This is a genomic window from Frankia sp. CpI1-P, assembly GCF_001421075.1.
GTDB lineage: Bacteria > Actinomycetota > Actinomycetes > Frankiales > Frankiaceae > Frankia > Frankia torreyi.
In genome coordinates, this window is sequence record NZ_LJJX01000011.1 from 44,124 (window position 1) to 70,815 (window position 26,692).

Genomic DNA, 26,692 nt, shown 5'->3' on the forward strand with positions numbered 1-26,692 from the left:
CATGAGCGTGCAGGGGACCGAGGCATCGGCCAGCAGCGAACCCCGGACGTATGCCGCCGTCGAGCTCGACGCGGTCCGCGACTCGGTGGCCGCCCTCGCGGCCCGCGCGGGCGACGCCGCCACCATGGCCGTCGTGAAGGCCGACGGGTACGGCCACGGCATGATTCCCTGCGCTCGGGCCGCGCTGGACGCCGGGGCGAGCTGGCTTGGCACGGCCGTCCTCGAGGAGGCGCTCGCGCTGCGCGCGGCCGGGATCACCGCGCCGGTGCTGTGCTGGCTCGCCACGCCCGGTGAGCGTTTCGCCGAGGCGATCGCGGCCGGCATCGACGTGTCGGCGTCCGCAGCCTGGACCCTCGCGGAGATCGCCGCGGCGGCGCGGCAGGCAGGCCGGCCAGCCCGGGTGCACCTCAAGGCGGACACCGGCCTCGGCCGGGCGGGGGCGATGCCCGGCGACTGGCCGGGGTTGTGCGACCTGGCTGCGGCGCTGCAGGCCGAGGGCCTGATCGAGGCGTTCGGGGTGTGGAGCCACTTCGCGTTCGCCGACGCCCCCGGGCATGCGACGGTGCAGGCCCAGATCGGTGCGTTCCGGGACGCTGTCGACATCGCCGAGAAGGCCGGGCTGGCGCCGACCGTGCGGCACCTCGCGAACTCCGCGGCGACCCTGGTCAGCCCCGAGGCCCATTTCGACCTGGTGCGGCCCGGGGTGTCCGTCTACGGGCTCTCCCCGGGCCCGGAGGTCGGCCCGCCCGCGCAGTTCGGCCTGCGGCCGGCGATGTCGCTGGTCAGCCACGCCGCGCTGGTCAAGCGGGTGCCGGCCGGCACGGGGGTGTCCTACGCCCACCGCTACACCACGGCGCGGGAGACGACGCTCGCCCTGGTACCGCTGGGCTACGCCGACGGCATCCCCCGGGCCGCCACGAACATCGGAGAGGTGCTGTTCGGTGGCCGCCGGCGGCGCATCGCCGGCACCGTCTGCATGGACCAGTTCGTCCTCGACGTCGGGGACGACGAGGTGGCCGCGGGCGACGAGGTGCGGCTGTTCGGCCCGGGCGACCGCGGCGAGCCGACCGCGGACGACTGGGCCGCAGCGCTGGGCACCATCAACTACGAGATCGTCACCCGGATCGGCCAGCGCGTCCCGCGCGTCTACGTCTAGCCCGCGCCTCTACGTCTGGCCCGCGCCTCTACGTCTGGCCCGCGCGACCGCAGTGCCGGCCCCGCGGGGTCAGCCGCAGCCGCCGGAGGAGCAGCCGCCGCCGCTGGGGGCGCTGCCGCCGAGCGCGCCGCGCTCGATCCGGCGGCGCACCGGACGGGCGGCTGCCTCGGCGNCCTCCCGCTCGGCCTGCTCGATCCTGGAACGGGTCGTCAGCGTCAGCATGACCGGGCCGGGGGCGGCCGGCGCCGCCGCGGNGGGCTCCAGCTCCAGCTCCGCCTCCGGTTCGGACTCCTCGACCATCCCGAGCGCGGCGGCCCGCTCCGGGCCGGTCAGGCCGCGACCGGCGTTCACCGGGATGTCCCTGCTCCTGCGCCACGCCAGCTTCACGATTCCCGCCTCCGCAACGAAACATCCACCGCCCCGGCCGGGCGTCCCGGCCTCGTTCCACGGTAAGGGACACCGCCCGGCTCGGCCCGGCCTGGCGGCCCGGATGTGACCCGGCAGTGCTGTCGGCCAGCCGACCGACCGGACCCCGGGGCACGACGTGACGGGCGCCGTACCGATCTGCGTCAGATCGCCTCCGGCGGTCCTCCCGCGGCGCGCTCTACTGCGTAGGCAGAGGGTTCGGCGTCCGATTCGTCCCTCGGGATACGCGGTGAAGGGGGGCGGTCGGCGGCCGGTGAGGTCGGCCTTGCCGGGGTCCGGGCCGACCGGTGGCTAGACTTGGACGGGAGTCGCGACTGGCGCACAGAGGTGGAACTGACCACCGGGGAGCGATNAGCGGGTCGGTGCCGTGCGCCTGGGTGCCTCCGGCCGGACGAGACCTGCCGGAGGTCGTCATGCACAATCCCCCGCTTCCCGAACTCACCGTCGCCGATCCCGAGCTCGCCGGGCTGGTCGAGGCCGAGGCCGCCCGCCAGCACGCGTCGATCAGGCTGATCGCCTCGGAGAACTACGTCTCCACCGCGGTGCTGGAGGCGTCTGGATCCGTCCTGACCAACAAGTACTCCGAGGGGTACGTCGGCCGGCGGTACTACGAGGGTCAGCAGGTCGTCGACCCGATCGAGACGCTGGCCGTCGACCGGGCCAAGGCGCTGTTCGGCGTCGAGCACGCCAACGTCCAGCCGTATTCCGGCTCGCCGGCGAACCTGGCCGTCTACCTCGCCTTCGCCCAGCCCGGGGACACGGTCATGGGGCTGTCGCTGCCGATGGGCGGCCACCTGACGCACGGTTGGAGCGTGTCGGCGACCGGCAAGTGGTTCCGCAGCGTCCGCTACGGCCTGCGTGCGGACACCGGCCGGATCGATCTGGACGAGGTGCGGGACCTCGCCCGCGCCGAGCGACCGAAGATCATCTTCTGTGGTGGGACGGCGATCCCGCGGACGATCGACTTCCCGGCCTTCGCCGAGATCGCGCGCGAGGTGGGGGCGGTGCTCGTCGCCGACATCGCGCACATCGCCGGGCTGATCGCCGGCGGTGCCCACCCCTCCCCGGTCGGCCACGCTCCGGTGATCTCGACCACCACGCACAAGACGCTGCGCGGCCCGCGCGGGGCCATGCTGCTCACCGACGCCGAGCACGCCACGGCGATCGACAAGGNGGTGTTCCCCGGCCTGCAGGGCGGCCCGCACAACCACACCACGGCGGCCATCGCGGTCGCCCTGCGGGAGGCCTCGACGCCTGCGTTCCGCGACTACGCCCACGCGGTCGTGGCGAACGCCCGCGCCCTCGCCGAGGCGCTGGTGGAGCGCGGGTTCGACCTCGTCACCGGCGGCACCGACAACCACCTCATCCTGATCGACCTCACCGGCAAGGACATCGGCGGAAAGCCGGCGGCGAAGGCGCTCGACGCGGCGGGGATCGAGCTGAACTACAACGCGGTGCCCTTCGACAAGCGCAAGCCGTTCGACCCGTCCGGCATCCGGCTCGGCACCGCCGCGATCACCACCCGCGGCCTGACTCCGGCGCACATGCCGGTGCTCGCCGGCTGGATCGACGACGTCGTCAAGGCCGCCGGCGCCGGCGACACCGCGACGATCGGTCGGGTCCGGGAGCAGGTCACCGAGCTGGTCAGCGGCTTCCCGATGCCCGGTTTCGCCTGATCGTCGCGACGCCCCACGCGCGACCACGCCCCGACCCGCCGGGGCCGGAGCGTGGTTACGCGTGCGTCACGTGACGCCTGCTCCTGGCGCCCCCGCGGTGCATCATCGGTTCAGGGCAGCCCGGAGGAGGGAGCACCGATGGTGAGGACCGTGAGCCCGTTCGCGGGTTCCCGGGCGGCGCGCGCCGCCACGGGATCGGTCGGTGTGGTCGGCGCGGCCGTCGCGGCCGGCCTGGTCGCGCAGCGGCGGGCGATCCACCGCCGCCGCAACCGGCCGGACGCGCCGCCGGAGCCGGAGCTGAGGCCGATCGGCGGCCGGGTCGCCACGGTGATCGCGGCCGACGGCGTGCCGCTGCACGTCGAGGAGACCGGTCCGCCGGACGCGCCGCTGACACTGGTGTTCGTCCACGGGTTCTGCGTGTCCGCCGAGTGCTGGACGCTGCAGCACCGGGCCCTCGCGGACCTCGGGCGAATGGTCTTCTTCGACCAGCGCGCGCACGGGCGCTCCGGGCCGTCCGAGGTCGGCAGCTGCACCATCGACGTGCTCGCCGACGACCTCTACCAGGTGATCCGCGACCGGGTGCCCAGCGGGCCGATCATCCTCGTCGGCCACTCGATGGGGGGTATGGCGGTCCTGGGGCTGGCCGATGCCCATCCCGAGCTCTTCGGCGACCAGATCATCGGGGTGGCGCTGCTGTCGACCAGCGCGTCGGAGCTGGCCCAGGTGACCCTCGGGCTGCCCGCCCTGGCGACGGCGGTGGTGCGTCGGGTGCTGCCCGGCATCGCCGTCGGCATGCGGCACACCTCGGGCCTGCTGGAGCGGGTTCGCGGGCGGGGCAGCGACCTGTCGTGGGAGGTGACCCGCCGGATCGGGTTCGGCGCCACCGATCTGCCGCCGGTGGTGGTCACGTTCCTCGAGACGATGGTCTCGGACACCTCGGTCGCGGTGATCGCCGCGTTCCTGCCCACCCTGCTCGACAACGATCGGCTGGCCGCCGCCGCCCGCCTGGCGGGGATCCCCACCGTGCTCGTCGTCGGCGACGCCGACCTGATCACCCCGGTGGCCCACAGCCGGACGATCGCCGAGATCCTGCCCGACGCGGAGCTGGTCGTCGAGGAGGACGCCGGCCACGCCATCATGTTGGAGCGGCCCGAGGCGGTGAACGCCGCGATCCGCAGGCTGGTGCAGCGGTCACTCGCCGAGGTCTCGCTGCCGCTGCCGCGGTCGCGGACGGGACTCCCGCCCGCCCCGGTCGGCGCCGCCGCGGACGGTGCCCCGTCGGCCGAACGGGCGGCGGTCGCGGACCGCGACGCCGGCGGGACGGCCGCCTGACCGGTCCCGGCGGGCCCAGGCAGGCGAGGAGATGAGGAGGTGATGGGCGTGAACGCCGCACGGCAACGTGACGTGGTCGTCGTGCCCACGGCGGACCGGATGCGGGACTTCGGCGCCCGGCTGAGCGCGTTGCTGCGCCCCGGCGACCTGCTCGTGCTCTCCGGCCCGCTCGGCGCGGGCAAGACGGTCCTCACCCAGGGCATCGCCGCGGGGCTCGGCGTGCGGGAGACGGTCACCTCGCCGACGTTCGTGCTCGCGCGGATCTATCCGGACGGCCGGATCCCGCTCGTGCACGTCGATGCCTACCGGCTCGGCGGGGTGACCGAGGTCGACGACCTCGACCTCGACGCCGACGCCGACACCTCGGTGACCGTCGTCGAGTGGGGCGCGGGGCTGGTCGAGGGGCTCGCCCAGGACCATCTCGAGCTCGTGCTCACCCGGCCCACCGCCGACGAGGCCGGCGAGACCAGGACGGTCCGCCTCGTCGCCACCGGTCCGAGCTGGGCGCGGCGGCTGCGCGATCTCGCCCCGGACTGAGCGCATCGCCTGCGCCGGGCCGCGGTGGGGTGGGTACTCGTCGTGGCTGATGCGGCGGTCCGTAGTCTGGACGAGTGCTGGTGCTGGCCCTCGACACATCCACGGCCGCGTGCGCGGTGGCGCTCGCCGAGCTGACCGCATCCGATCCCGCGCGGCAGGTGAGCGCGGCGGCCGGTGATCCCGCCGGCCCCGGCGTGCACGTCTGGCCCCGGGGGAGCGTGGTCACCGTCGACGCTCGCCGCCACGGGGAGCTGCTCGCGCCGTCGATGCGGGCGGTCCTCGACGAGGCGGGCGCGCGCCCGACGGACCTCGCGGCCGTCGTCGTGGGAGCCGGTCCCGGGCCCTTCACCAGCCTGCGGGTCGGCATGGTGACCGCCGCGGCCTTCGCGGACGCGCTGGACATCCCCGTGCACGGCGTCTGCTCACTCGATGGCATCGGCGCGGCCACGGCCGGCTCGGTCGGCGTGGTCACCGACGCGCGGCGCCGCGAGGTCTACTGGGCCCGCTACGTCGGCGGGGTGCGGGTGGGCGATCCCGCCGTGGGGCGTCCGGCGCAGGTCGCTCAGATGTTGCGGGAGCTCGGCGTCGACGCCGTCACCGGCCCCGGCCGGGCGCTGTACCCGGAGCCGTTCGCCGGGTTCGCCACCACCGACGACGCGGCCGGGGCTGACGGGGCGGGCGCGGACACGCCGGCGGGCGGGTACCCACGCCCGGAGCTGCTCGTCGGTCTCGCCGGGGCGGACCTGCTGGCCGGTCGCGACCCGAGCGTCCTGGCTCCGCTCTACCTGCGGCGGCCGGACGCGACCGAACCGCACGCGCCGAAGCCGGTCAGGGTGTGACGCGGCGGCCACCGCATCCCGACGGCGTGGCGCCGAGCGCCGCCACGCCGATCGAACCGGACTGGAACCGTGTGCAGGACCGGGCCGAGGAGCAGGTCCGGGACCGCGAACAGATCCGGAACCGCGAACAGGAGCTGGGGCAGGAACAGGAGCTGGGGCAGGATCTGGGGCAGGACCGGGATCTGGGGCAGGACTGGGACCTGGTGCTCATCCCGATGCGCTGGTGGCACGTCGCCACCGTTGCCGAGCTGGAACCGACCGTCTTCGCCACCGACCCCTGGACCGCGNAGCTGTTCTGGTCCGAACTGGCCCAGGGCGACCAGCGGCGCTACCTGACCGCGCTGTGGCAGCCCCGAGGGGTGGCCGCCCACGACCTGGCGGCGATCATCGGTTACGCGGGGCTGGCGCTCGCCGACGACGGCGCCTACATCCAGACCGTCGGCGTCGTGCCCCGGGTCCGGGGCCGCGGCGTCGGCGCCCGGCTGATGATCGCCCTGCTGCGCCACGCGCGTCGGGCCGGGGCCCGTTCCTGCGGGCTGGAGGTCCGCACCGACAACCATGCCGCGCGGGCGCTGTACAGCCGGCTTGGTTTCGTCGACATCGGCGTGCGCCGCGGCTATTACCAGCCCTCCGGCGGCGACGCCTACGTCATGCGGGCCCGGCCGATCGACACGGTCGGGTACGCCGCGCTGCTCGACGAGGTCGAACGCGCGCTGCCCGGCCGGGTGCGCCTGGAGCCGTGACCGGCTCGCCGGGGCGCCCCGGCCGGTCGCGCTGACTCAGGCCGCCGCCCGCGCCCGCAGGGCACTCTCGCCCGCGGCCCGGCTGCGCTCGTACACGTCGGTGAAGTCGGCCAGCGCCGGGTTGACCGGGGCGAGCGTCATCTCCACCCGGACCAGCTCGACGTCGGTCGCCCCGAGCGACTCGAGAACGTGGGCGATGAAGGGGAGCTGGTGGTCCCAGCCCTCCTTGGGCGTGCCCACCCCGTACGAACCGCCCTGGGTGGCGATGACCGTGACGCGCTTCCCGGTGAGCGCCGACTCCTCCGGCGGCTGCCGCAAGGTGCGTCCGACCAGGATCACCTGGTCCACCCANGCCTTGAACGTGGACGGCACCGAGTAGTTGTACATCGGCAGCGACAGCAGGAGCTCGTCCGCCGCCTCGAGCTCGCCGATCAGCTCCTCGCGCAGCTTGACGCCCTCGGTCTGCTCCGGGGTGTGCTGCTCGGGCGGGGTGAAGCCGGCCGACAGGGTGGCCCAGTCGAGGTGCGGCGGGGGCGTGAGGGCGAGATCGCGGTAGGTGACGGCGCCCTCGGGATGGGCGGCGCGCCAGGCGTCGATGTAGGTGGCGGCCAGCGATCGGGAGGTCGAGCCCTCCTGAGCCAGGCTCGCGTCCACGTGCAGCAGGTTGGGCATTGCGGCGCCTCCGTTTGTTCCACAGGTCGTCGGGAATCGAGATCTTCTGCTGTCGCGAAGATCTGCAGAGAGACTATCTGATGGATAAATCGTCTCTGCAAGCACTCATCTGGGGGGAGATTACTCTGACCGGGACGGGTACCCTGAGGCGGTGAGCGACGCCGCAGCGGCCGCGGAGCCCGAGTTCGGGCCCGACGGCCTGCCCGAGGACCTCGGGCAGGATCTGGGCTGGCTGCTGGGCCAGGTGCAGTACGGCTACCTCGCGGCCTCGGCCGCCGCGGTCGGCGAGCTGCCGGGCGGCCTGCGCGCGCTGCACGTCCTCGGAGCCGCCGTCGGCGGCGAGGCGCGAAACCAGATCGAGGTGGCCCGCCGGTTCGGCATCGACCGGACGGTGATGGTGCGCCTCGTCGACGAGCTCGAACGGGCGGGCCTGGTCGAGCGCCACCCCGACCCGGCCGACCGGCGGGCCCGCATCATCACCGCGACCGACCAGGGGGCACGGCTCTACGCGTCGACCCAGGAGGACCGCCGCCTCGTCGACCAGCATGTGCTCGCCGGGCTGGAGCCGGAGGAGCGGGAGCGGTTCGTCGCGCTGCTGCGCCGGATCGCCGCGCGGCTGCTGGCCGTCGATCCCACGCACGGCGCGGCCGCCTGCGACGCGGCTCGGCGGGAGATCGAGGCCCACGAGGCCGCCGGGTGCCCGCCGCAGGACGACTGCCCCACGGGCGGCGAACCCGCGCCGGGCGGCGACCGCGGGCAACGGGCGGCTGCTGCCGGCTGACCGCGGACCAGGCGGCGGCCGCCGAGGCAGACACCTGGACGGTCGGAAGTGGGACCCGGGCGGGCCCGGCTCACCGGGGCGCGCTGGGCTCGGTGAGCCGGGCCGGGTTGGGCTCGCCGGCCGGGTTGGGCCTAGCCGGCGGGGTTGGGCTCAGCCGGGCGTGACGGACTGGGCCGGGTGGGTGGACTCGGCGGGGCGGGGTGGACCTGGCGGAAGGGCCAGGCGTGGGGGGCGCCGGCGACCAGTCCCTCGGGTGGCGCGGGCAGCGGGGCCGTGGCGGGCCCCTTGGTGGTGCTGTCCGGGTCGGCGGGAGCGGCGGTCGCCGCGTCGGCGTCCACGTCGGTCGGCGGCGGGTCGGGCAGCCGGAGGATCACCACGACGAGGTCACCCCCCGGCTGGTGACTGAGATATACCTCACCTTCGCGGCCGTCGAGCGCGTCGATCGCCCAGTCCCGTAGGTCCGCCAGGCGGCCGGGGGTCGCCCTGGCCTCCCACATCCAGATCATGTCCGGGTCCCATCCTGCGTGGCCGAAGGCGGTCGGGGGCGGTTGCGCGGCCGCCCGCCGGGAAGGGGCCGGGGCGAGTCGGCGCGGCCGGCGCGGTCGGGCGGGCGGTGCCCGAATCCCGGCCGTCTTGACAGATCCGACCTTGTTGGTTGACGTGTGTGGTGCGGGTGCTAGGTTGGCACTCGGCACGTGAGAGTGCCAGCGACAACAGGCGCCTGTTCACCCGCGACGGCAGGCCGCCAGGGTCGCTCTCTCATCCAGCNCAGGAAGGGGGAGGTCGATCGTGACGACCGCCACCAAGGTTGCTATCAAGCCTCTCGAGGACCGCATCGTTGTGCAGCCCTCCGACGCCGAGCAGACCACCGCATCCGGCATCGTGATCCCGGACACGGCGAAGGAGAAGCCCCAGGAGGGCACCGTCCTCGCGGTCGGCCCGGGTCGGTTCGAGGACGGCAAGCGCGTCCCGCTCGACGTCAAGGTCGGCGACGTGGTGCTCTACAGCAAGTACGGCGGCACCGAGGTCAAGTACTCGGGCGAGGAGTACCTCGTGCTCTCCGCTCGCGACGTCCTCGCGATCATCGAGAAGTAGACCGCTCGCCGGTTAGCAACGCAAGGGGCGCGCCCCGCTGGCGGCCGTCCGGTTTGCGCCGGGCCCGCCAGCGGGGCGCGCTCTTGCGGTTTCCCACCGGTCATCGGTGTCGGGAGGACAAGCAGGTATGCCGAAGATTCTCACGTTCAACGAGGACGCCCGCCACGCGCTCGAGCGCGGCGTGAACGCGCTGGCCGACGCGGTCAAGGTGACGATCGGCCCGCGCGGGCGCAACGTCGTCATCGACAAGTCCTACGGCGCGGCGACGATCACCAACGACGGGGTGACGATCNCCCGGGAGATCGAGCTGGAGGACCCGTACCAGAACCTGGGCGCCCAGCTCGCCAAGGAAGTCGCCACCAAGACCAACGACGTCGCCGGCGACGGCACCACCACGGCGACGGTGCTCGCCCAGGCAATGGTCCGCTTCGGTCTGAAGCAGGTCACCGCCGGGGCGGCGCCGCTGTCGCTGAAGCTGGGCATCGAGGCCGCCGTCGAGGCCGTCTCCGCCGCCCTGCTGGAGCAGGCCCTCGAGGTCAGCTCCAAGCAGACGATCGCCCAGGTCGCCGCCATCTCCGCCCAGGACACCCGGGTCGGGGAGCTGATCGCCGAGGCGATCGACAAGATCGGCAAGGACGGCGTCATCACGGTCGAGGAGAGCCAGACCATCGGTCTGGACCTCGAGCTGACCGAGGGTCTGCAGTTCGACAAGGGCTACATCTCGCCGTACTTCGTCACGGACGCCGACTCGCAGGAGGCAGTCCTCGAGGACGCGTACGTTCTGCTCTACCCGGGCAAGATCGCGGCGCTGAACGAGATCCTGCCCATCCTCGAGCAGGTCGTGCAGGAGCGTAAGCCGCTGCTGATCATCGCCGAGGATGTCGAGGGCGAGGCGCTGTCCACCCTGGTCGTGAACTCGATCCGCAAGACCTTCCAGGTCGTCGCGGTGAAGGCGCCCGGCTTCGGGGACCGCCGCAAGGCGCAGCTGCAGGACATCGCCGTGCTCACCGGCGGCCAGGTGGTGGCCGGCGAGGTCGGGCTCTCGCTCGACGCGGTGACCCTGGCGGACCTCGGCCGGGCCCGGCGCATCGTGGTGGACAAGGACAACACCACCATCATCGACGGCGGCGGCGAGGCCGGCGCGGTCGCCGACCGGGTGCGCCAGATCAAGGCGGAGATCGAGGGCAGCGACTCGGACTGGGACCGCGAGAAGCTCCAGGAGCGGCTTGCCAAGCTCGCCGGCGGGGTCGCGGTCATCCGGGTGGGTGCCCACACCGAGGTGGAGCTCAAGGAGAAGAAGCACCGCCTCGAGGACGCCGTCTCGGCGACCCGTGCGGCGATCGAGGAGGGCATCGTCGCCGGCGGCGGCGCCGCCCTGGCGCACGTTGCCTCCGTCCTCGACGACGGCCTCGGGCGCACCGGGGACGAGCTCGCCGGTGTCCGGATCGTGCGTACCGCCCTCGACGCCCCGCTGAACTGGATCGCGCGCAACGCGGGCCTGGAGGGCGCGGTCATCGTCGCCAGGGTCAAGGACCTCGAGCCGGGTCACGGCTACAACGCCGCGACCGGCGAGTACACCGACCTGATCGCGGCCGGAGTCGTCGACCCGGTCAAGGTCACCCGTTCGGCGGTGGCGAACGCCGCCTCGATCGCGGCGCTGCTCATCACCACGGAGAGCCTCGTCGTCGAGAAGCCGGCGGATCCGGAGGGCGACCACGGGCACTCCCACGGGCACTCCCACGGGCACAGCCACCCGCAGGGCCCCGGTTTCTGATCGCCGAGCCGTCCCGAGAGGCCCGGCCGGGCGACTCCGGCCGGCGCCCCGCCCGCGGCAGCGAAGCGGCCCGCTCGGTCCCCGGTCAGGGGTTCGAGCGGGCCGCTTTCGTTCCCGGGTGTTCCTCTGACGACCGGCCGTTCGATGGTGGCCGGCCGGCCGGCGGGCGCCACCCGAACGGCTGGGCGAGACCGGCCGGTGGGCCTGCTCACCCGTCGCGGGTGATCGCCGTGGTCGGGATCGGATGTCCGGCCATGTCGCCACCTACCGCCGGGCCGGTCAGCAGGCCGGCGCGAGCCCCGGCCGGGCGGGGACGCGGCGAGCCGCCCCCCGCCGCGAGCGGCCGGTGAGGATCGCCTCCCGTTCCGATTCGCTGAGCCCTCCCCAGACGCCGTACGGCTCCCGGGCGGTCAGTGCGTACTCCCCGCAGGCGCGGATGACCGGGCATCGGGCGCAGATCGCCTTGGCCGCGGCCTCGCGGGCGGCCCGGGCCGGCCCGCGTTCGCCCTCCGGGTGGAAGAACAGCTCGGTGCTCTCCCCGCGGCACGCGCCATGTAGTTGCCACTCCCACTTCTCCGCGCCGGGGCCGGGAAGTCGTCGGACGTCGGTCATCGGCCTGAGCCCCCCTTTCGACCTGAGCGGCAAGCGCCGCGGGCTCACCGTAGTACCGGTCACCCACCCGGTGATCTTGAAAAATTCACCCGGGCGACCCCGCGTCGCCTGCCGTCAGGTCTGGTGTGCCGCGCCGGCACAGCCCCCGCCCGGACGCGGCGCGGATCCACGGGTTTGTCCGATCGCTCCGTGACCGGGCCGACCCCTCCCGTTCGGTGCCACCGGCTGCCCGGACGGACCCGGGATCGGGAGGGACGTCCAGTCCGCGGGTCCGGCGGACAACTTCGTGGACGGTGATTCGCCTACCCCGGCGATCGCCTGGTCACACGGCCAGGCCGGGAACGTCGCCAGCGAATGCTTCCACTCGGGGCCGCCGGGGCGGCCTTCGCCGCCCGGCGGGTCGCCGACAGGGTCGCCAAAACGGACGAACAGGACGAACAGGACGAACGGGACGAACGATCGGGATGGCCGACAGGCGATGGCCGGGAGCGCCCCGGGTCGGCCCCGGCTGGCAGGGATCTGCCAACGGATGGCGGGCGGCGTCGGTCGGCCGGCTCGGACTGTCCGGGAACGGACTGTTCGGGCTAGCCCGAAAGTCGTATCGGCGGCGGGCCGGCGGAAGACGCGCGGCGGCGCTGGGACGCCGCCCGGGGCCAAACCCGACCGCCGAGGTCGACGAGACCCGGGCTCGGGCGGCCCAAGACGATCGTGCTGGAGGAGGGTCGTGCGGCGCAGGCGTGCCTCAGTGATCGGCCGGGTGGGCGCCGCCGACCTCGCTCGCGACCGCGATGGCCGCTGCGAGTCCGCGGAAGTGATCATGGCGGCACGGGTGTGCCCAGGCGGCCCGAAGGATGCCGTCCAGCCCGCAGGCGCCATCCGGCCGCGGGCGCCGTCCACCTCCGCCCGCGGGGCTCCAGCCTAGNCCGGGACGGGCCCGGCGCTCAGCGGGAGTCGGCCTCCGAGGCGGCTGACGCCTCGTACACGCCGTCGGCGAAGCCGCGGGCGTACTCCCAGCTCACGTAGCACGACGGGTCGGGAGAGAAGGCCGGCTCATGGACGCGAGTCCGCCCCTCGTTGAGGAGGTTNCGCAGGTTGCCGGCCAACAGCTCCCAGTCGAAGTAATGAGGCTCGGCGCAGCCCTCGCAGTCGACGACGAGGCCGCGGTAGCCGCGCGGCTCGAGCAGCGTGCGGAAGACGTCGAGGTCTCCCAGCTCGGCGAGGACCTCCTCCCGCTCGTGCAAGGACAGCGGTTCGAGCAGGTCGAGGTCGTCGACGGAGTCGAGGCGCGCGAGCTCGGCGGCCGGATCCTCGGGGTCACCCGCGAAGGGGTCGACAGGCTCGTCGCTCACGTCGACCACGCTACGCTTGCCCGGACTGCTAAGTGGTCCCGATCAGGAGTATCGGCACCGTTGTGCGGTGCTTGTGGACAGGTCCGTGTAGGTCCGTCTCCTGTTGCGTAACCCGCGTGGCGCTGGTCGGCCGCCGGAAAGGCCCGCTCCCGTCGGCTGCGGCGCGATCTCCGTCACGCCGCAACCGCCCATAAGCGCCGCCGACCTCTACGATGGGGTACATGCCGCCGCCCGGCGACCGGCTCGCCGGTAACGGGTTGATGCTCCGTTCCGCCTGGTGGGCGGCCGGGCCGGCCGCCCACGGGAACCCGGCGGGGCCGTGGCCGCCGGGCGGGTATCCCCAGCGCCGCGGCACCGGTCATCGCGGAACGGAAGGTGCCATGAACGCTCCCGTCGCCACCGATCACTCCACGTCGGCTCCCCGCACGTCGGCTCGCGCGGCGTCGGCGGGCGGCTCCGCCGACTCCCAGGTGGACCTCCTGGGAGCCGACGCACCGGTGCCGCCGAAGCTGGCGATGCTGGGCCTGACCTTCGACGACGTCCTGCTGCTGCCGGCGGCCTCCGATCTCGTGCCCGCCGAGGCCGACACCACGACCCGGCTGTCGCGGTCCATCTCCCTCGCCGTGCCCCTGGTGTCCTCCGCCATGGACACAGTGACCGAGGCGCGGATGGCGATCGCGATGGCGCGCCAGGGCGGCGTCGGGGTGCTGCATCGCAACCTCTCGATCGAGGACCAGGCGCAGCAGGTCGACATGGTGAAGCGGTCCGAGTCCGGGATGATCACCGCGCCGGTGACCTGCGGGCCCGAGGCCACCCTCGAGGACGCGAACGTGCTCATGGCGCGTTACCGCATCTCGGGTGTTCCGGTGACCGAGCCGGGTGGCCGGCTCGTCGGCATCGTGACCAACCGCGACATCCGCTTCGAGAGGGACTACTCCCGCCGGGTGCAGGACGTCATGACGCCGATGCCGCTGATCACCGCGCCGGTCGGCGTGTCGCCCGAGGACGCACTGGATCTGCTGCGCCGACACAAGATCGAGAAGTTGCCGATCGTCGATGACCAGGGCCGGCTGCGGGGGCTGATCACGGTCAAGGACTTCACCAAGCGTGAGCAGTACCCGCACGCCACCAAGGACGCCGACGGCCGGCTGATGGTCGGTGCCGCGATCGGGGTGGGCGAGGACGCCTACAAGCGGGCGCAGGTCCTCGTCGCGGCGGGCGTCGACTTCCTCATCGTGGACACCGCACACGGTCACCAGCGGGCGGTGCCGGACATGGTGCGCCGGATCAAGACCGACATCCCGACCGGGGCCGACGGTCGGCCGCTGGACGTGATCGGCGGCAACGTCGCGACCGGCGCGGGCGCCGCGGCGCTCATCGCCGCGGGCGCGGACGCGATCAAGGTCGGCGTGGGTCCCGGCTCGATCTGCACCACCCGGGTGGTCTCCGGGGTCGGTGTCCCCCAGGTGACGGCGATCTACGAGGCGTCCCGGGTCGCCCGGGAGCACGGGGTGCCGGTGATCGGGGACGGCGGCCTGCAGTACTCCGGTGACATCGCGAAGGCCATCGCGGTCGGGGCGGACACGGTCATGCTGGGCAGCCTGCTCGCCGGCGTNGACGAGAGCCCGGGCGAGCTGATCTTCATCAACGGCAAGCAGTACAAGGCCTACCGCGGCATGGGGTCGCTCGCCGCGATGCGCAGCCGGGGTGGGGCCCGTTCCTACTCGAAGGACCGCTACTTCCAGGACGACGTGCTCTCCGACGACAAGCTCGTCCCGGAGGGCGTCGAGGGGCAGGTGCCCTACCGCGGCCCGCTCGCGGCCGTGGCGCACCAGCTCGTCGGCGGGCTGCGGGCCGCGATGGGGTACACCGGCTCGCCGACCATCCGGCGGCTGCAGGACGATGCGCAGTTGATCCGGATCACCTCCGCGGGCCTCACCGAGAGCCACCCGCACGACATCCAGATGACCGTCGAGGCGCCGAACTACAACTCCTCGCGCTGAGCCGCCGCCGCGGTTACGTCCGTCGTNACTGCCGGCCGTCCCGACACCGGCGATCAGGTGCCCGGGACGGGTCGGCGCGCGCGGGCGACGTGGAGCAGGTACGTCAGTATCCGGCCGGCGTGAGCCCGCCGGCCCAACCAGGAGGCGCCAGCAGTGGCAGAGGTCGAGATCGGTATCGNCAAGAGCGCGCGGGTCGCGTACGGTCTCGACGCCGTCGGCATCGTCCCGTCGCGTCGGACCCGTGATCCGCAGGACGTCTCGCTGGCCTGGGAGATCGACGCCTACCGCTTCGACCTGCCGCTGGTGGCGGCCGCCGCCGACGCCGTCACCTCGCCGGCCTCGGCGATCGCACTCGGCCGGCTCGGCGGGCTCGGCGTCCTGCACGTCGAGGGGCTGTGGACCCGATACGAGCAGCCCGAGAACCACATCGCCGAACTCAGCGAGATCGGTGACAAGGAGGGCCAGCAGGCGGCGACCGAACGGCTGCGCGCGCTGTACGAGTCGCCGGTGCGCCCGGAGCTCATCGCGCGGCGTCTCGGCGAGCTGCGCGACGCCGGGGTGGTCGTCGCCGCGGCGCTGCGCCCGCAGAAGGTCCGCGCGCTGAGCCAGCACGTGCTGGCGGCCGGCGTCGACCTGTTGGTCATCCACGGCACGGCGGTCTCCGCCGAACACCAGTCCCGGCGCAGCGAGCCCCTCAACCTCAAGCGGTTCATCGGCGAGCTGGACGTCCCGGTGCTGGTCGGCGGGTGCGCGTCGTTCTCGACCGCGCTGCACCTGATGCGGACCGGCGCCGCCGGGGTCATCGTCGGCGTCGGTTCGGGCCTGGGCGACCGGACCCACGACGTGCTCGGCGTGGGAGTCCCGCTCGCCACCGCCATCGCGGACGCCGCCGGAGCCCGCATGCGCTACCTCGACGAGTCGGGCGGCCGCTACGTCCACGTCGTCGCGCACGGCGACCTGCAGACCGGCGGCGACCTGGCGAAGGCGATCGCCTGCGGCGCCGACGCGGTCATGGTGGACGCGGCGCTGGCGGCGGCGCAGGACGCGCCGGGCCAGGGCGGGATGTGGCCGATGGACGTGCTGCACTCCGACCTGCCGCGGGGCAGGTGGGCGCCGGTCACCCCGACGGGCACCCTGGCGCAGATCGTCACAGGGCCCGGCGCGGCCACCGGAACGGGCCTGCTCAACCTCGCCGGCGGTCTGCGGACCGCCATGGCGACGACCGGGTACGCGACCCTCAAGGAGTTCCAGAAGGCCGAGATCATGGTGACCGCCGCCTCCTGACCGGCCCGGGGGCCGTTGCCGCCGGAGCTGGCCGCGGCCGTCCCGGCGGGCGATCNGCCGCGCGGTGGGCCGATACCCGACTCCGGCAGAACAGTCCACGCCCCGACGGTGGCGGCGGTACCCGGCCGATCCGGACCCGTGGTGGACATGGCACCCTGGGAGCGTCCGTCTCCGGCACGAAGGACGACAGATGCGCCTCGACGAGCACGGCCGCTGGGTCAGCGATGACGGCGCCTACCTCTGGGACGAAGCCGCCCAGACCTGGCAGCCGTCTTCCGCCGTGCCCCCGGCCAGCTCCGGCGGCGATCCAGCGCGGGCGCAGACGGCCGGCACCCTCGACGCCGGGCCGCACGACGGCGGCGATGCGCGCACGGGCGGCCTTCCCGACGCCGCCGCGGCGAGTCCCTCGGCTTACCCAAGTTCGGGCTTCGGGTCCGGCCCGGACGGCGCGCCGGACGGTGGGCGGGACGCCGCCGCCCCGGCGCGCGGTGCGGGGCTCGGATCGCCCGCCGTGGTGCGGCACGAGGTCCGTCCCGGGGCGCCGCGTCCCGGCGGCCCGGTCGCGGCCGAACCGCCGGGCGGTGCGACCCCGCCGGGCGGTGCGACCCCGCCGGGTGTCCGTGGCCTGTTCGGTGACTCCGGCCTGACCGGCGGCGTGCGCTCGGCGGGCGGCGCGGGTTCGGCCGGTGGCCTCGGCGAGAGCGGAGCTGGCGGCCCGGCCGCCGGCTCCGGTGCGGCCGCCGGCTCCGGTGCGGCGACGGGGGAACTGGCGTCCTACGGCGGCACGGGGCAGTTTGGGCGATGGGCGTCGCCAGGTGCCGCGCCGGACGGCGACGCAGCCAGGCCGAGCGCCTCGCCGCACATCACCGCACCGACCGCGGCTACCGGGACGACCCTGGCCGGCACCACGGGCGCCGGCCCGGCCGGGCCCGCCGGTACTCCCGGGGGCTGGCACGACGGCGACTCGACCGGCGAGTTCCGGCGCGCCGGCGCACCGGCGGGCACCGGCGCCCCGCCGGCGCGGGCCACCGGCGTGGCGCACTGGGATGATGACCTCGACGACGAGGCCGACTCCGACAACGACCCTTCCCGCGACAGGGAGTCGTTCGGCGACAGGGAGCCTTTCCGCGGCGCGGAGTTCGGTCGCGGCACCGAATTCGACGGCGAGCCCGAGTCCGGCTGGGCACCGTCGGGACCGCGCAGGCCGGCGTCGGCGGTGGGCCGCCCGGTCGCCGCGGGAGGTCTGGCCGGCCGCGTCGGCGGGTTCCTCCGGCAGGCCCGCGAGCGTCCCCCACTGCTGATCGCGGCCATCGTCGTGCTGGTCTGCGTGGGCCTTGGGGTCGCGGGATTCCTCGCCTTCGGGGGCGGCGGCTCGGACGGCGGGTCGGCCGTGGGCGCCGCGGCAGCCGGCAAGGGCCACTACACCAAGGCCGTCCGCGAGGCGTACCTGAGCTCCTGCCTGGATGTCAGCAACGGCAACGAGGGCTACTGCACCTGCACGCTGGACAAACTGGAGGCCACCTACACGGAGGAGGAGTACAAGCGGTTCAACGCGAGCGTCCAGTCGGAGTNATCGCGGCGGATCGTGCGCGAGATGTACGCCGCCTGCCGTGACAAGCGATGACCACAACCCGTGTACAATGGTCAGTCGGAGCTAATACCCCATATTCTTCCGGGCTTGTGGGCGACCCGCCAGAGAGCTATTGCTTTTTTGTCGGCCGTACGGTAGGACGTCCATCACGCATAGCCACACGATCGCGGCGAGGCGGTGCACGGGGCCGCAGGCCGGGATCATACGTCTCCGAGCGGCGCTGCTCCCGACCGACTGATCTGGCTGGGTGCGGGTTGCGACGACACGGTTCAGACAATGCACGTCCACACGATGGCTGCCCACATCGTGCTGATCTGGGGGGCAGGAGATGCCGCCCGATGACCATGCACCGTAGCCCGGAGCTCGAGGGTCCTGCGTCGACCGTCCCGTCCACCCGCGCGCCAAGGCGGGGGGCAGCCCGGTGACGACCCACGATGCCGATGTGAACGGGCCGGCCCGGCCGGCTCCGCCCCGCCGCGACGACGACTTCTTCGCCGTCGAGCGGGTCGGCGAGCCCGAGTCCCGCCCGTCCGCCGCGCCCGCCCAGGTCTCCTTCGCGCCGACCCCCTGGCCACCGCAGTTCGCCGCCCCGCCGAACTCCGCCCCGCCGAACTCCGGGCCGCCGAATTCCGGGCCGCCGAATTCCGGGCCGCAGAACTCCGCCGCGGTGCCGCCCGCCGGGCCGCCGCGCCGCGCCGATCCCTTCGACGTCACCAGCACCTGGGATGGTCCGGCGCCGCGACCCGGGGGCGGGTCCTCGGCGATCTCCGTGGCGCCTCCGGTCGAGGCCGCCTCGCCGGCCGGTTCCCGGCCGATGACCAACCTGCCGTCGATGTCGCCCCCGGCGCCGCCCGCACCCGCCGGCACCACCCCGGCTGGTCCGTCCGCCCGACTGGACCCGGGCAGCGACCGGGTCGGATCGCCGGTGGCCGGTGGCCGGACCGGGCCCGGTGGCCAGCAGGCGTGGGGTGGTCCGTCCGCGGACTCGGTGCGCGTCGGTGACTCACCCCGGCCTGCCGCGCCCGCGGCGGACCGGTCCGCCGGCGGCTACTCCGACCCGTTCACCGGCGGTTTCCCCATCTCCGCCCGTCCGGTCCCCGCCACCGGTCCCCGCACCGGTCCGATCCCGCTGTCGTCCCAGCCCCAGGCGCCCTACCCGGCCGCGGCACCGCGACAGGCCGCGTACCCGCCGCCCGCACCCGCCGGCTCGCCGGCGTCCACGGGCTTTTCCGCGGCCTCCGCCCTGCCCGTGGCTGGAGCCGGGCCTGCAGCCGCAGCCACGCCGCCGGGAACGGCCGGTCGGCCAACCGGCTCGCCGTTCACGCCGGCACGCCAGCCGCAGCCCGGGACGCAGCAGCGAGTGGGGCCGGACGGCTTCGGCGTGACCGGCGCCGGCCCGCAGCCGGCTCGGCCGGCGGCGCCCGGCGGTCGCGGCACGGGTTGGACCGGCCCCGGCGGCTACGGGCCGCCGGGCGGGGCGGACCTGCCCGCCACCGCGGGCAGCGGGCGGGAGGCCCCCCGGCAGACGGACCCGTGGAATGGCCACAGCTCGCCGCGGCTACGGCTGCCGGCGTCACCCGCGGCCGACCCGGCCCAGGCGGGCTGGGAGACGGGCGGGCAGGCCCCCGACTACCCGTCGGTGCCGCCGCGCGGCTTCGGCGGGGTGGGCGCCTACCCGGCTGCGCGGGAGTCCGTCCCCGGAGCCGCGGGCGCCGGCAGACCGGGGGACCCCGGGGGGCGCGGCCAGACTGCCGGCGAGGCGTTCGCCGCCGGCGCGGCGGCGGCGCCCGTGAGCGGAGGGTTGTACGACCGCGCGGGTTCCGGCCCCCTTCTCAGCGCCGGTGCGGAGCCGGCAAGCCTGTCGGGACCCGCCGCCGGGAACGGGCAGAGGCCTGCGGTCGGCCGCGGGCGGTCCGGCGCCGCCGCGGCGCCCACCGCTCGACCGGAACGCCCCCGGGATGCGCCGCAGGGCGCGCCCGGCGCTTCGGGCTGGCGCAACCCGTTGGCCGATACCGGCAGCTTCGTCCGCCCGCTGCCGCCGCCCGGCATCCCCGGGTCGCTCGCCGATCGGGACGATCCCCTGTCCGGGCCGTTGCCGACGGCACGCCGCCGCCGCGGGCCCGGAACCGGGGCGCCTGGAGCTGGGGGAGCCGGCACCGGCTGGCGCGCGCCCGCTGCCTCGCCAGCGGGGGAGCGTCTCGTCCCCCCCGCCCGGGAGGGGGCCTCGACGGGCGCAGACCGGTCCGGTGCCGCCCCGGTTGCGCCGGACGCGGCCCCGGTCGGCCTGCGAGCCGCCGACCCGCCCCCGCGGCGGATCGAGGAGACGATGACGACGGCCCGGCCGCTGTACCGGCCGGATGCGCCGGCTACCGGCGGGCAGCCCGCCGGCAGTCCCGGGCAGCCCGGCAAGGCGGGCGGGCGCGGCGCCGGCACGGCCGGTCCGACCGGGCGGCGACCCGAGACGCCGGCCGAGATGACCTCCCTGGTCACTCGGCGAGCATCGGGCCGGGGGCGGGGCAGCGCGGCGGACCCGGCGGGGGAGGACGACAGCGGTTGGCAGCCGTCCCGGACCGTGCGGAAGCCGAGCGGCCGCAGCGTGCCCGCTGATCGCCGCCGCACGCCGAATCCGGTGACCGACACCGACAGCCTGCAACCGGTCTCCGCCCCGTCTGCGGGACGGTCCACCGCCGACGGCCGCGCGGACGGCCGCTCCGACACCGGCGAGCGGCGGCGGCGCACGGCGGCTGACCGGGCGGCCCGGGGCGGTGCGACCGGGCCGGGGGCCCGCCGCGCCACGGGTCGGCGAGCGGATACCACCGGCGGCCATGCGGGTCCGCAGCGGCGGTCCGCACGCGCGGCGACGTCCTCGGGTCTGCTGGAACCGACCGACCACCGGGACGCGACGCCCGACGACGAGCCGCCGTTCGAGGACCGGCTGGCCTGGCTCCGGCAGGGCTGGATCGGCCCGCTGGCGGTCGCGCTGGTCGTGGCGCTGCTGGCGGTCGGCGGCTATGTCCTGCTGCGCGGTGGCGGCAACGGGGGTGGCGGGACGGCCGCTCCGAGCCCGACGGCCGACACGTCGTCCGGCCCGGCGACGACCAACCCGGACGCCCTCACCGGCAAGGCGATGATCGACGGTAGCTGGCAGTGCCGCCTGGTCACCGTCACCGACCCGATCAGTCTGTCCCACGACGTGGTGGGGGTGCTGGTGGTCGCACGCACGGCCGGTGACTACACCTGGAACGGTACTGCCGGCCAGTACACGATCACTCCCGTGGCCGGCAACGACGGCGGGAATGTGATCGGCGACGTGCGGTTCACCAGCGGTCCGCTGAAGGATCTCTNGGCGATGCACATCGCCAAGCCGGGGGACGGAATCCGCGGCAAGGCGCAGGGCACCCTGGATCTCAAGGCTGGCGGGACTGCACCGCATCGAATCTGCGGAGTGAACTGAGAACATCCGTCCCTATGCTGACTGTAAGCGGGAACGGCGAAATGTCTGTTCTAACCGGGGGGTCGGCGATGCCGGCCGGTCGGCTACCTACCCCGGTTGTCGGGTTTAGACGGCGGTGCGGCAGGATCAGGTGCCATGCTCAGGTCTGACCGTGGTATGGGTGGCTGGCGGCGTTCAGCCGCCGGCAACGAGAAGGATGTGGCTGGCGGGGTGGGCGGCGGCGTCCCGGCGGCTGTCGGGACCGGTCGACCGGCCGTCGACCGGCGCAGTCTGCTCCGCTGGGCCGGAACCGCCGCGGTGGCCGCGCCGGCCGCCGGGCTGCTCGCCGCCTGCGGCGGGTCGTCGTCCTCCGATGGCCCGCGCAAGGTGCGCCTCGGGTACGTGACCTCCCGCACCGGGCCGCTCAGCTCCTACAGCGTGGTCGATTCGTACGTCGTCCAGACGATGCAGTCGCTCCTCGCCGACGGGGTCAAGGTGGGCGGCCGCAGCTACCCGGTGGAGATTTTCGTCCGCGACTCGGAGTCCGACCGGCACCGGGCCGGGATCGCCGCGACCGACCTGATCTTCAAGGACAAGGTCGACATCGTCCTGGTCGGTGGAACCTCGGACACGGCCATTCCGGTCGCCGATCAGTGCGAGATCAACCAGGTTCCCTGTATCTCGACGAACGCCCCCTGGCAGTCCTGGTGGAACGGGCGCGGCGGTAACGTCGACATGCCCTTCCACTGGACCTACCACTTTTACTGGGGGATGGAGGACGTCGTCGCCACCTATGTGGCCATGTGGCGCCAGCTCGGGATCACCAAGGTGGGGCTGATGTATCCCGCGGACGATGACGGTCAGGCATTCGCCAATCCAGACTTCGGAATTCCCACCATCCGCAACTTCGATTTTCAGNTGATCTCGCCGGCGAGCTCGGGCTACCAGCCGGGAGCGGCGTCGTTCGAGTCGTACCTGACCGCGTTCAAGGCCGCCGGCGTCCAGGCCGTCGTCGGGATCGCCCAGGCCGCGGACTTCGCCGCCTTCCGGCGCCAGACCCGGACCGCGGACTTCACCCCGAAGGCGCTGACCGTGTCGAAGGCGCTGATCTTCCAGGAGGACGTCCGGGCGCTCGGGTCCAACGGCAACGGGCTGACCACCGAGGTCGCCTGGTCGCCGTCACATCCCTACCGCAGCTCGCTGACCAACAAGACCTCCCAGGATCTGGCCAGTGACTTCGCCAGCGCCCGCGGTCGTGGCTGGACGCAGGCGCTGGGCTTCACCTATGCGCTGTTCGAGGTGGCGGTGAAGGCACTCGGCGGCGCCGCCTCGCTGGACCGGGAGGCGATCGCCGCGGCCGTCAAGGAGGTCGACGCCCAGACGATCGTCGGCCCNGTGGCGTTCGGATCCCAGTCGAACGTGCCGAAGAACGTGGCCCGTACCGCCCTGGTCGGCGGGCAGTGGGACCAGGTCGACAACGACTTCGCGCTCAAGGTCGTGAACAACAGCGGCAACAGCAAGGTCGGGGTGGACGCGCAGTTGAGCCCGCTCCCGACGCCGGTCTGAGCGGCGGCCCGCCGACGCACAACGCGAGGGGCCCCGGGACGCGCGTCCCGGGGCCCCTCGCGTTGTAGCGGGTCAGGCGTTGTAGCGGGTCAGGCGCGAGCGGCTGCCCGCGACATCGTGTGCTCGACCACGGCGATCAGCGCGCTCTTGGTCGAGTCCCGGTTGCGGGCGTCGCAGGTGATGATCGGCACGGTCGGGCTGATCTGCAACGCCTCGCGGACATCCTCGATGGAGTGCCGAAGGATTCCGTCGAAGCAGTTGACGCCGATGACGAACGGCAGTTGACGCTGCTCGAAGTAGTCGACGGCGGCGAAGCAGTCCGCCAGCCGGCGGGTGTCGGCCAGGACGATCGCGCCGATGGCGCCCCGGACGATGTCGTCCCACATGAACCAGAAGCGGTACTGCCCAGGCGTCCCGAACAGGTACAGGATCAGGTCCTCATCGAGAGAGACGCGGCCGAAGTCCATCGCGACCGTGGTCGTGGTCTTGTCGGACAGGTGGGTGAGGTCGTCGACGTGGGCTCCCGCCTCGGTCATGACGGCCTCGGTACGCAACGGGACAATTTCTGACACCGAGCCCACAAAGGTGGTCTTCCCGGCGCCGAATCCTCCCGCCACCACGATCTTCACCGAGGTCGTGGCGACGGAGGAGTTGACCCGTCTGTTGTCAGAGCTTTCGAAGGCCACTGAGAACCCTTTCGAGCAACGCGAGATCCGGTGCCTCGTCGCGGTCAGGCTGCTGGTGGACGCGGACGAAGCCTTCGTCCGCCATGTCGCCGACCAGCACACGGGCGACGCCCAGAGGCACCCGGAGCCCGGCGGCGATCTCCGCGATGGATCGCACCTGCCGGCACATGGCGGCGATGGTCTGTTGCTCGAGGTTGAGGCCGATGGCCCGTTCCTCGCCGAGCGGCGTCGTGAAGACGAGCGCCTCGATGGCGAGCTCGTAGCGTGACCGAGTACGCCCGCCGGTCATCGCGTAGGGACGGACGACCGGACCGGGCGCGTTCTCGGGATCGATACTCACCCTGACTCCCTGTGCTGCCGCTCGTTCACCGCGGAAGCGTTCCCTGCAGCTCGGCGCGCAGCGCCGGGGTGAGGACATCCTTCGCCCGGCTGACCAGCAGGGCCATCTCGTAGCCGACCAGGCCGATGTCGCACGACGGCGCTGCCAGCACGGCCATGCTCGCCCCGTCGCTGATCGACATGATGAACAGGAAGCCGTGTTCCATCTCGACGACGCTCTGCGTCACGGCGCCCGCCTCGAACACGCGCGCCGCCCCCTGGGTCAGGCTCACCAGCCCGGAGGCCACCGCGGCGAGCTGGTCGGCCCGGTCGCGGGGGAAGCCGTCGGAGACGGCCAACAGCAGCCCGTCCGCGGACNCCACCACGGTGTGGGCGACACCCGGGACGCGATCGACAAAATTGTTGATCAACCAGTTGAGGTTCTGAGCCTCAGAACTCACGGGTGTCACCGTTCCTCCTGCGGGTCACGTCGAGGATTCCTCGTGGTGTCGACTCCGACATCACGTCCCTGCCGCACGCCCTGGTAGAAGCTGGCAAGCCGGCCACCGACGGCCTCGGGAGACCTGGTCGAGGTTTCGGCGGGACCCCGGCTTGGCGCGGGTTCGGCGCTGCCGGGCACGAGATGGGTCATGGGAACTCGCACCGGCAGGCCCGATCGCGTCACGCCACCGGTGCTGGGCTGGCGCAACGACTCGGCTGCCTGCCAGCCGGCGTCCCCGGGAGAGCTCCAGCCTCCCCGGTCCGGCGGCTGTGCCGACTGGTGCTGTGGCACCGACTGGTGCTGTGCCGGCGGCTGGTGGGACTGGGCCGCCGCGGGCTGGGGCTGCGGGCCGGACCCCGGCCGCAGCGGGCCGCCGGGAGGCGGGGACTGGTGCGGCGCCGCGAACGCGGGTACCGGCGCCGGGGCGGCCGGCTCGGCCGCCGGCGCCGGGCGGGCACCCGTGCCGGGCTCGGCGGCCGGACGGGCCGGACCACGCTGCCCGAAGGCCCCGCCGATGCCGGGACGCCCGACCGGCCGGGCCGGGACCGCAGCCGGCGGCTCACCGGCCGCACGCGCGGCGGCCGCGGCGGCCGCGGGGGTCTTGCGCTGGGCCGATGCCGCGTCAGCCGGCGTCCGGCGCTGGAACCACGCGGATACGGAGTCGAAGATCGGCGAGGTTTCGACGTCGTCGGTCTCCGACTCGGCCGTGGCCTGCTCGCCGGTGATCTCGGCAGGCGCCGGCTCCGCGACGCGGCCGGGCGCGGTCGGCGTCTGCGGTCCTGCCTGTGGCTGGGGACCGGTCCGTGGCTGGGGACCGGCCGGCGTCTGCGGGCGGATCGGCGGCCGCAGGCCGGTCGGTGCCTGCGATCCGGTGGCGGGCTCGGGGCGCGGCCGTGCCTGTGGTTCGGGCCGGTCCTCAGCCCGGGCGAACACGTCGCCCGGGCGTGTGATGACCGGCTCGACCGGCTGCCGGGGTGCGTCGTGATCGGCGCGGTCCCGGAGGTTCGGGCGCTCCCGGACGGGGAGCTTCGGCGCCGCCTCGGGCTGCTCGCCCGTGGCGGGCTCGGTGTCCGCCGGCCGGGGGCGGGTCGGCCAGCGGTTGTCCCCGAACGACACGGGGCTCGTGATGTCCGGTGCGGGCTGGTCGCGCCGGGCCGCCGGCCCGCGCCGGTCGATGGCCTCGGTGTCGGGGGTGACCCCACCGGGTGACGCACCGCGGGGAGCCGCGCCGCCGGTGGCGGCACCGCCGGGCGGTGTCGCCGCGCGGCCGCGTGGCCCGGTGTCGTGGCCGGGCCGGACGCCGAGGTCGATCTCCTGGCTGTCGAAGTCCCGCGGGTCGCGGTCGTCGTCGGGGCCGTCTGGCGCCCGGTCCTGCGGCGCAGTACCCGGGAACTGGGCAGCCCGGCGTGGGGTGCCGCCGTCGACCTCGCGTGGCGCGGTCGACGGGGTCGGCGCCGTGCCGCCGGTCTCGTCGTTGCGGTCGTTGCGGTCGTCCAGGCCGGGGGAGAACTCCTCCAGACCGAAGTTGCGCCGGTCCGTGGTGGGCATCGGGCCGGTTCGGTCGGAGCCGAGCTGCGCGGCCAGCGGGCCGGTCAGCGGAAACGGGCCGGTGTTGGGGAAGCGCCGCGGACCGCTGGAGTCGTCGAAGACGTTCTCCCGCGTCGCGGGTTCCGACTCGGGCCGGTGCCCGTTGCTCATCCCGTTGCTCGCGCCGGTACCCGCCGGGGTCGCCGCCCCGTTCGCGCGGTCGGGCGCCACGCCGTTACTCGGTCGCTCGGCACTCGGTCGCTCGGCGCGTTCCGCGGGCCGTCCGCCGGGGCCGGGGCCGCCGATCGCCGGGGCGGTCGAGGGCCGGTTCAGGGCCGGGGGACGGCCGGGCGCGGTGCCGGCGGCACTGTCGCCGGTGACCAGCTTCGCGGGCAGCCGGACGACGGCGGTGATGCCGCCCGACGCCGACTCGCGCAACTGGACGCGAATACCGTGCCGGCCGGCCAGCCGGCCGACGGCGAACAGGCCCATCGTCCGCGACACCGACACGTCGACGACCGGGGGATTGGCCAGCCGCTCGTTGACCCGCTCGAGCTCCTTGGCCGGCATGCCGATGCCCTGGTCCTCGATCTCGATCATCGCGCCGGCGCCGGGGCCGAGTGAATGGCTGGTCACGAGCACCTCGGTGACCGGCGGCGAGTACGAGGTGGCGTTCTCCAGCAGCTCGGCGACGAGGTGGACGACGTCGCTGACACCGTTGCCGGCGATGGACACCGGCGCGGCCGAGGTCTGCTTCACCCGGGTGTACTGCTCCACCTCGGAGATGGCG

The 26,692-nt window shown here is 74.1% G+C and carries 19 protein-coding genes, 10 pseudogenes and 1 riboswitch; of the genes and pseudogenes, 18 read left to right on the forward strand and 11 right to left on the reverse strand.

What is annotated here, in order from left to right:
* Position 1: 1 nt before the first annotated feature.
* The 8 genes and pseudogenes from alr to FF86_RS09820 all read left to right on the forward strand — a co-directional run.
* Entirely contained in the window at positions 2–1,156 is a 1,155-nt protein-coding gene (gene alr / locus FF86_RS09790) for an alanine racemase (protein ID WP_055406512.1), read from the forward strand.
* Positions 1,157–1,882: 726 nt separating this feature from the next.
* A riboswitch (ZMP/ZTP riboswitch) is annotated at positions 1,883–1,968 on the forward strand.
* Between the two features lie 27 nt (positions 1,969–1,995).
* The coding region (gene glyA / locus FF86_RS44765) for a serine hydroxymethyltransferase (RefSeq protein WP_242418468.1) at positions 1,996–2,755 on the forward strand (760 nt) is incomplete at its 3' end.
* A gap of 1 nt (position 2,756) precedes the next feature.
* A pseudogene (gene glyA / locus FF86_RS44770) lies at positions 2,757–3,258 on the forward strand (serine hydroxymethyltransferase); the annotation flags it as partial.
* A 138-nt stretch (positions 3,259–3,396) separates the two neighbouring features.
* Positions 3,397–4,590, forward strand: coding sequence for an alpha/beta fold hydrolase (locus FF86_RS09805; protein ID WP_044884224.1), 1,194 nt, complete (start codon positions 3,397–3,399; stop codon positions 4,588–4,590).
* Positions 4,591–4,632: 42 nt separating this feature from the next.
* A complete protein-coding gene (gene tsaE, locus FF86_RS09810; RefSeq protein WP_370657178.1) occupies positions 4,633–5,127 on the forward strand; it encodes a tRNA (adenosine(37)-N6)-threonylcarbamoyltransferase complex ATPase subunit type 1 TsaE in 495 nt (164 codons plus the stop codon).
* Between the two features lie 74 nt (positions 5,128–5,201).
* Positions 5,202–5,966 carry a tRNA (adenosine(37)-N6)-threonylcarbamoyltransferase complex dimerization subunit type 1 TsaB gene (gene tsaB, locus FF86_RS09815; RefSeq protein ID WP_044884225.1) on the forward strand — a complete coding sequence of 255 codons (765 nt, stop codon included), beginning with the start codon at positions 5,202–5,204 and terminating at the stop codon, positions 5,964–5,966.
* Positions 5,963–6,253, forward strand: a pseudogene (locus FF86_RS44775) (hypothetical protein); the annotation flags it as partial. The gene tsaB and the pseudogene FF86_RS44775, both read left to right, overlap by 4 nt.
* 1 nt (position 6,254) lies before the next feature.
* Positions 6,255–6,709, forward strand: a pseudogene (locus FF86_RS09820) (GNAT family N-acetyltransferase); the annotation flags it as partial.
* A 36-nt stretch (positions 6,710–6,745) separates the two neighbouring features.
* Here FF86_RS09820 and FF86_RS44780 read toward each other — a convergent pair.
* The coding region (locus FF86_RS44780; protein WP_242418469.1) for an NAD(P)H-dependent oxidoreductase at positions 6,746–7,060 on the reverse strand (315 nt) is incomplete at its 5' end.
* 1 nt (position 7,061) lies between these two features.
* Positions 7,062–7,381, reverse strand: a pseudogene (locus FF86_RS44785) (FMN-dependent NADH-azoreductase); the annotation flags it as partial.
* Positions 7,382–7,532: 151 nt separating this feature from the next.
* On the opposite strand from FF86_RS44785, the gene FF86_RS09830 reads away from it, so the two are divergent.
* Positions 7,533–8,162 carry a MarR family winged helix-turn-helix transcriptional regulator gene (locus FF86_RS09830; protein WP_044884227.1) on the forward strand — a complete coding sequence of 210 codons (630 nt, stop codon included), beginning with the start codon at positions 7,533–7,535 and terminating at the stop codon, positions 8,160–8,162.
* 131 nt (positions 8,163–8,293) lie between these two features.
* Here the strand turns inward: FF86_RS09830 and FF86_RS09835 are convergent, their stop codons facing one another.
* Complete coding sequence (locus FF86_RS09835) at positions 8,294–8,668, reverse strand: hypothetical protein (RefSeq protein ID WP_242418470.1); 375 nt, start codon at positions 8,666–8,668, stop codon at positions 8,294–8,296.
* 280 nt (positions 8,669–8,948) lie between these two features.
* On the opposite strand from FF86_RS09835, the gene groES reads away from it, so the two are divergent.
* The 3 genes and pseudogenes from groES to groL all read left to right on the forward strand — a co-directional run.
* Positions 8,949–9,257 (forward strand): co-chaperone GroES, encoded by a 309-nt coding sequence (groES, locus tag FF86_RS09840; protein WP_035921112.1) that lies wholly within the window; start codon positions 8,949–8,951, stop codon positions 9,255–9,257.
* A gap of 127 nt (positions 9,258–9,384) precedes the next feature.
* A pseudogene (locus FF86_RS44790) lies at positions 9,385–9,549 on the forward strand (TCP-1/cpn60 chaperonin family protein); the annotation flags it as partial.
* A 1-nt stretch (position 9,550) separates the two neighbouring features.
* Positions 9,551–11,031 (forward strand): annotated as a pseudogene (gene groL, locus FF86_RS09845) (chaperonin GroEL); the annotation flags it as partial.
* 279 nt (positions 11,032–11,310) lie between these two features.
* On the opposite strand, the gene FF86_RS09850 reads toward groL, so the two are convergent.
* From FF86_RS09850 to FF86_RS44800, 3 genes and pseudogenes are all read right to left on the reverse strand, one after another.
* The gene (locus FF86_RS09850) at positions 11,311–11,643 is read right to left on the reverse strand and encodes a WhiB family transcriptional regulator (RefSeq protein WP_009740477.1); all 333 of its coding nucleotides are present in this window, start codon (positions 11,641–11,643) and stop codon (positions 11,311–11,313) included.
* Positions 11,644–12,584: 941 nt separating this feature from the next.
* The coding region (locus tag FF86_RS44795; protein WP_242418498.1) for a DUF5319 family protein at positions 12,585–12,728 on the reverse strand (144 nt) is incomplete at its 5' end.
* Between the two features lies 1 nt (position 12,729).
* A pseudogene (locus tag FF86_RS44800) lies at positions 12,730–13,001 on the reverse strand (DUF5319 family protein); the annotation flags it as partial.
* Between the two features lie 506 nt (positions 13,002–13,507).
* On the opposite strand from FF86_RS44800, the gene guaB reads away from it, so the two are divergent.
* From guaB to FF86_RS62115, 6 genes and pseudogenes are all read left to right on the forward strand, one after another.
* A partial coding sequence (gene guaB / locus FF86_RS09860) for an IMP dehydrogenase (protein WP_242418499.1) occupies positions 13,508–14,607 on the forward strand: 1,100 nt, incomplete at its 3' end.
* Between the two features lies 1 nt (position 14,608).
* A pseudogene (locus FF86_RS44805) lies at positions 14,609–14,995 on the forward strand (IMP dehydrogenase); the annotation flags it as partial.
* Positions 14,996–15,174: 179 nt separating this feature from the next.
* Positions 15,175–16,279, forward strand: a pseudogene (locus tag FF86_RS09865) (GuaB3 family IMP dehydrogenase-related protein); the annotation flags it as partial.
* 5,180 nt (positions 16,280–21,459) lie between these two features.
* On the forward strand, positions 21,460–22,221 hold a 762-nt coding region (locus FF86_RS44810; protein WP_242418471.1), incomplete at its 3' end, for an ABC transporter substrate-binding protein.
* Between the two features lie 3 nt (positions 22,222–22,224).
* A partial coding sequence (locus FF86_RS44815; RefSeq protein ID WP_242418472.1) for an ABC transporter substrate-binding protein occupies positions 22,225–22,697 on the forward strand: 473 nt, incomplete at its 3' end.
* A 1-nt stretch (position 22,698) separates the two neighbouring features.
* On the forward strand, positions 22,699–22,869 hold the full coding sequence (locus tag FF86_RS62115) for a hypothetical protein (protein WP_255355751.1): 171 nt from the start codon (positions 22,699–22,701) through the stop codon (positions 22,867–22,869).
* An 89-nt stretch (positions 22,870–22,958) separates the two neighbouring features.
* On the opposite strand, the gene FF86_RS09885 is transcribed toward FF86_RS62115, so the two are convergent.
* The 5 genes and pseudogenes from FF86_RS09885 to FF86_RS44825 form a co-directional block, all read right to left on the reverse strand.
* Positions 22,959–23,555, reverse strand: a complete 597-nt coding sequence (locus tag FF86_RS09885) for an ATP/GTP-binding protein (RefSeq protein ID WP_044884233.1) — start codon at positions 23,553–23,555, stop codon at positions 22,959–22,961.
* Complete coding sequence (locus FF86_RS09890) at positions 23,536–23,895, reverse strand: DUF742 domain-containing protein (protein ID WP_011602350.1); 360 nt, start codon at positions 23,893–23,895, stop codon at positions 23,536–23,538. Before FF86_RS09890 ends, FF86_RS09885 begins: the two co-directional genes overlap by 20 nt.
* A 25-nt stretch (positions 23,896–23,920) precedes the next feature.
* On the reverse strand, positions 23,921–24,251 hold a 331-nt coding region (locus tag FF86_RS09895), incomplete at its 5' end, for a roadblock/LC7 domain-containing protein (protein ID WP_242418473.1).
* Between the two features lies 1 nt (position 24,252).
* Positions 24,253–24,343, reverse strand: a pseudogene (locus FF86_RS44820) (roadblock/LC7 domain-containing protein); the annotation flags it as partial.
* Positions 24,340–26,679 carry an ATP-binding protein gene (locus FF86_RS44825; protein ID WP_313954315.1) on the reverse strand — a complete coding sequence of 780 codons (2,340 nt, stop codon included), beginning with the start codon at positions 26,677–26,679 and terminating at the stop codon, positions 24,340–24,342. The pseudogene FF86_RS44820 and the gene FF86_RS44825, both read right to left, overlap by 4 nt.
* Positions 26,680–26,692 lie beyond the last annotated feature (13 nt).

Bases quoted from the DNA above. Each gene is read 5' to 3' on its own strand.
- alr (WP_055406512.1), top strand. From the start codon at position 2: ATGAGCGTGCAGGGGACCGAGGCATCGGCCAGCAGCGAACCCCGGACG.
- FF86_RS09805 (WP_044884224.1), top strand. From the start codon at position 3,397: ATGGTGAGGACCGTGAGCCCGTTCGCGGGTTCCCGGGCGGCGCGCGCC.
- tsaE (WP_370657178.1), top strand. From the start codon at position 4,633: ATGGGCGTGAACGCCGCACGGCAACGTGACGTGGTCGTCGTGCCCACG.
- FF86_RS09835 (WP_242418470.1), bottom strand. From the start codon at position 8,668: ATGATCTGGATGTGGGAGGCCAGGGCGACCCCCGGCCGCCTGGCGGAC.
- FF86_RS09850 (WP_009740477.1), bottom strand. From the start codon at position 11,643: ATGACCGACGTCCGACGACTTCCCGGCCCCGGCGCGGAGAAGTGGGAG.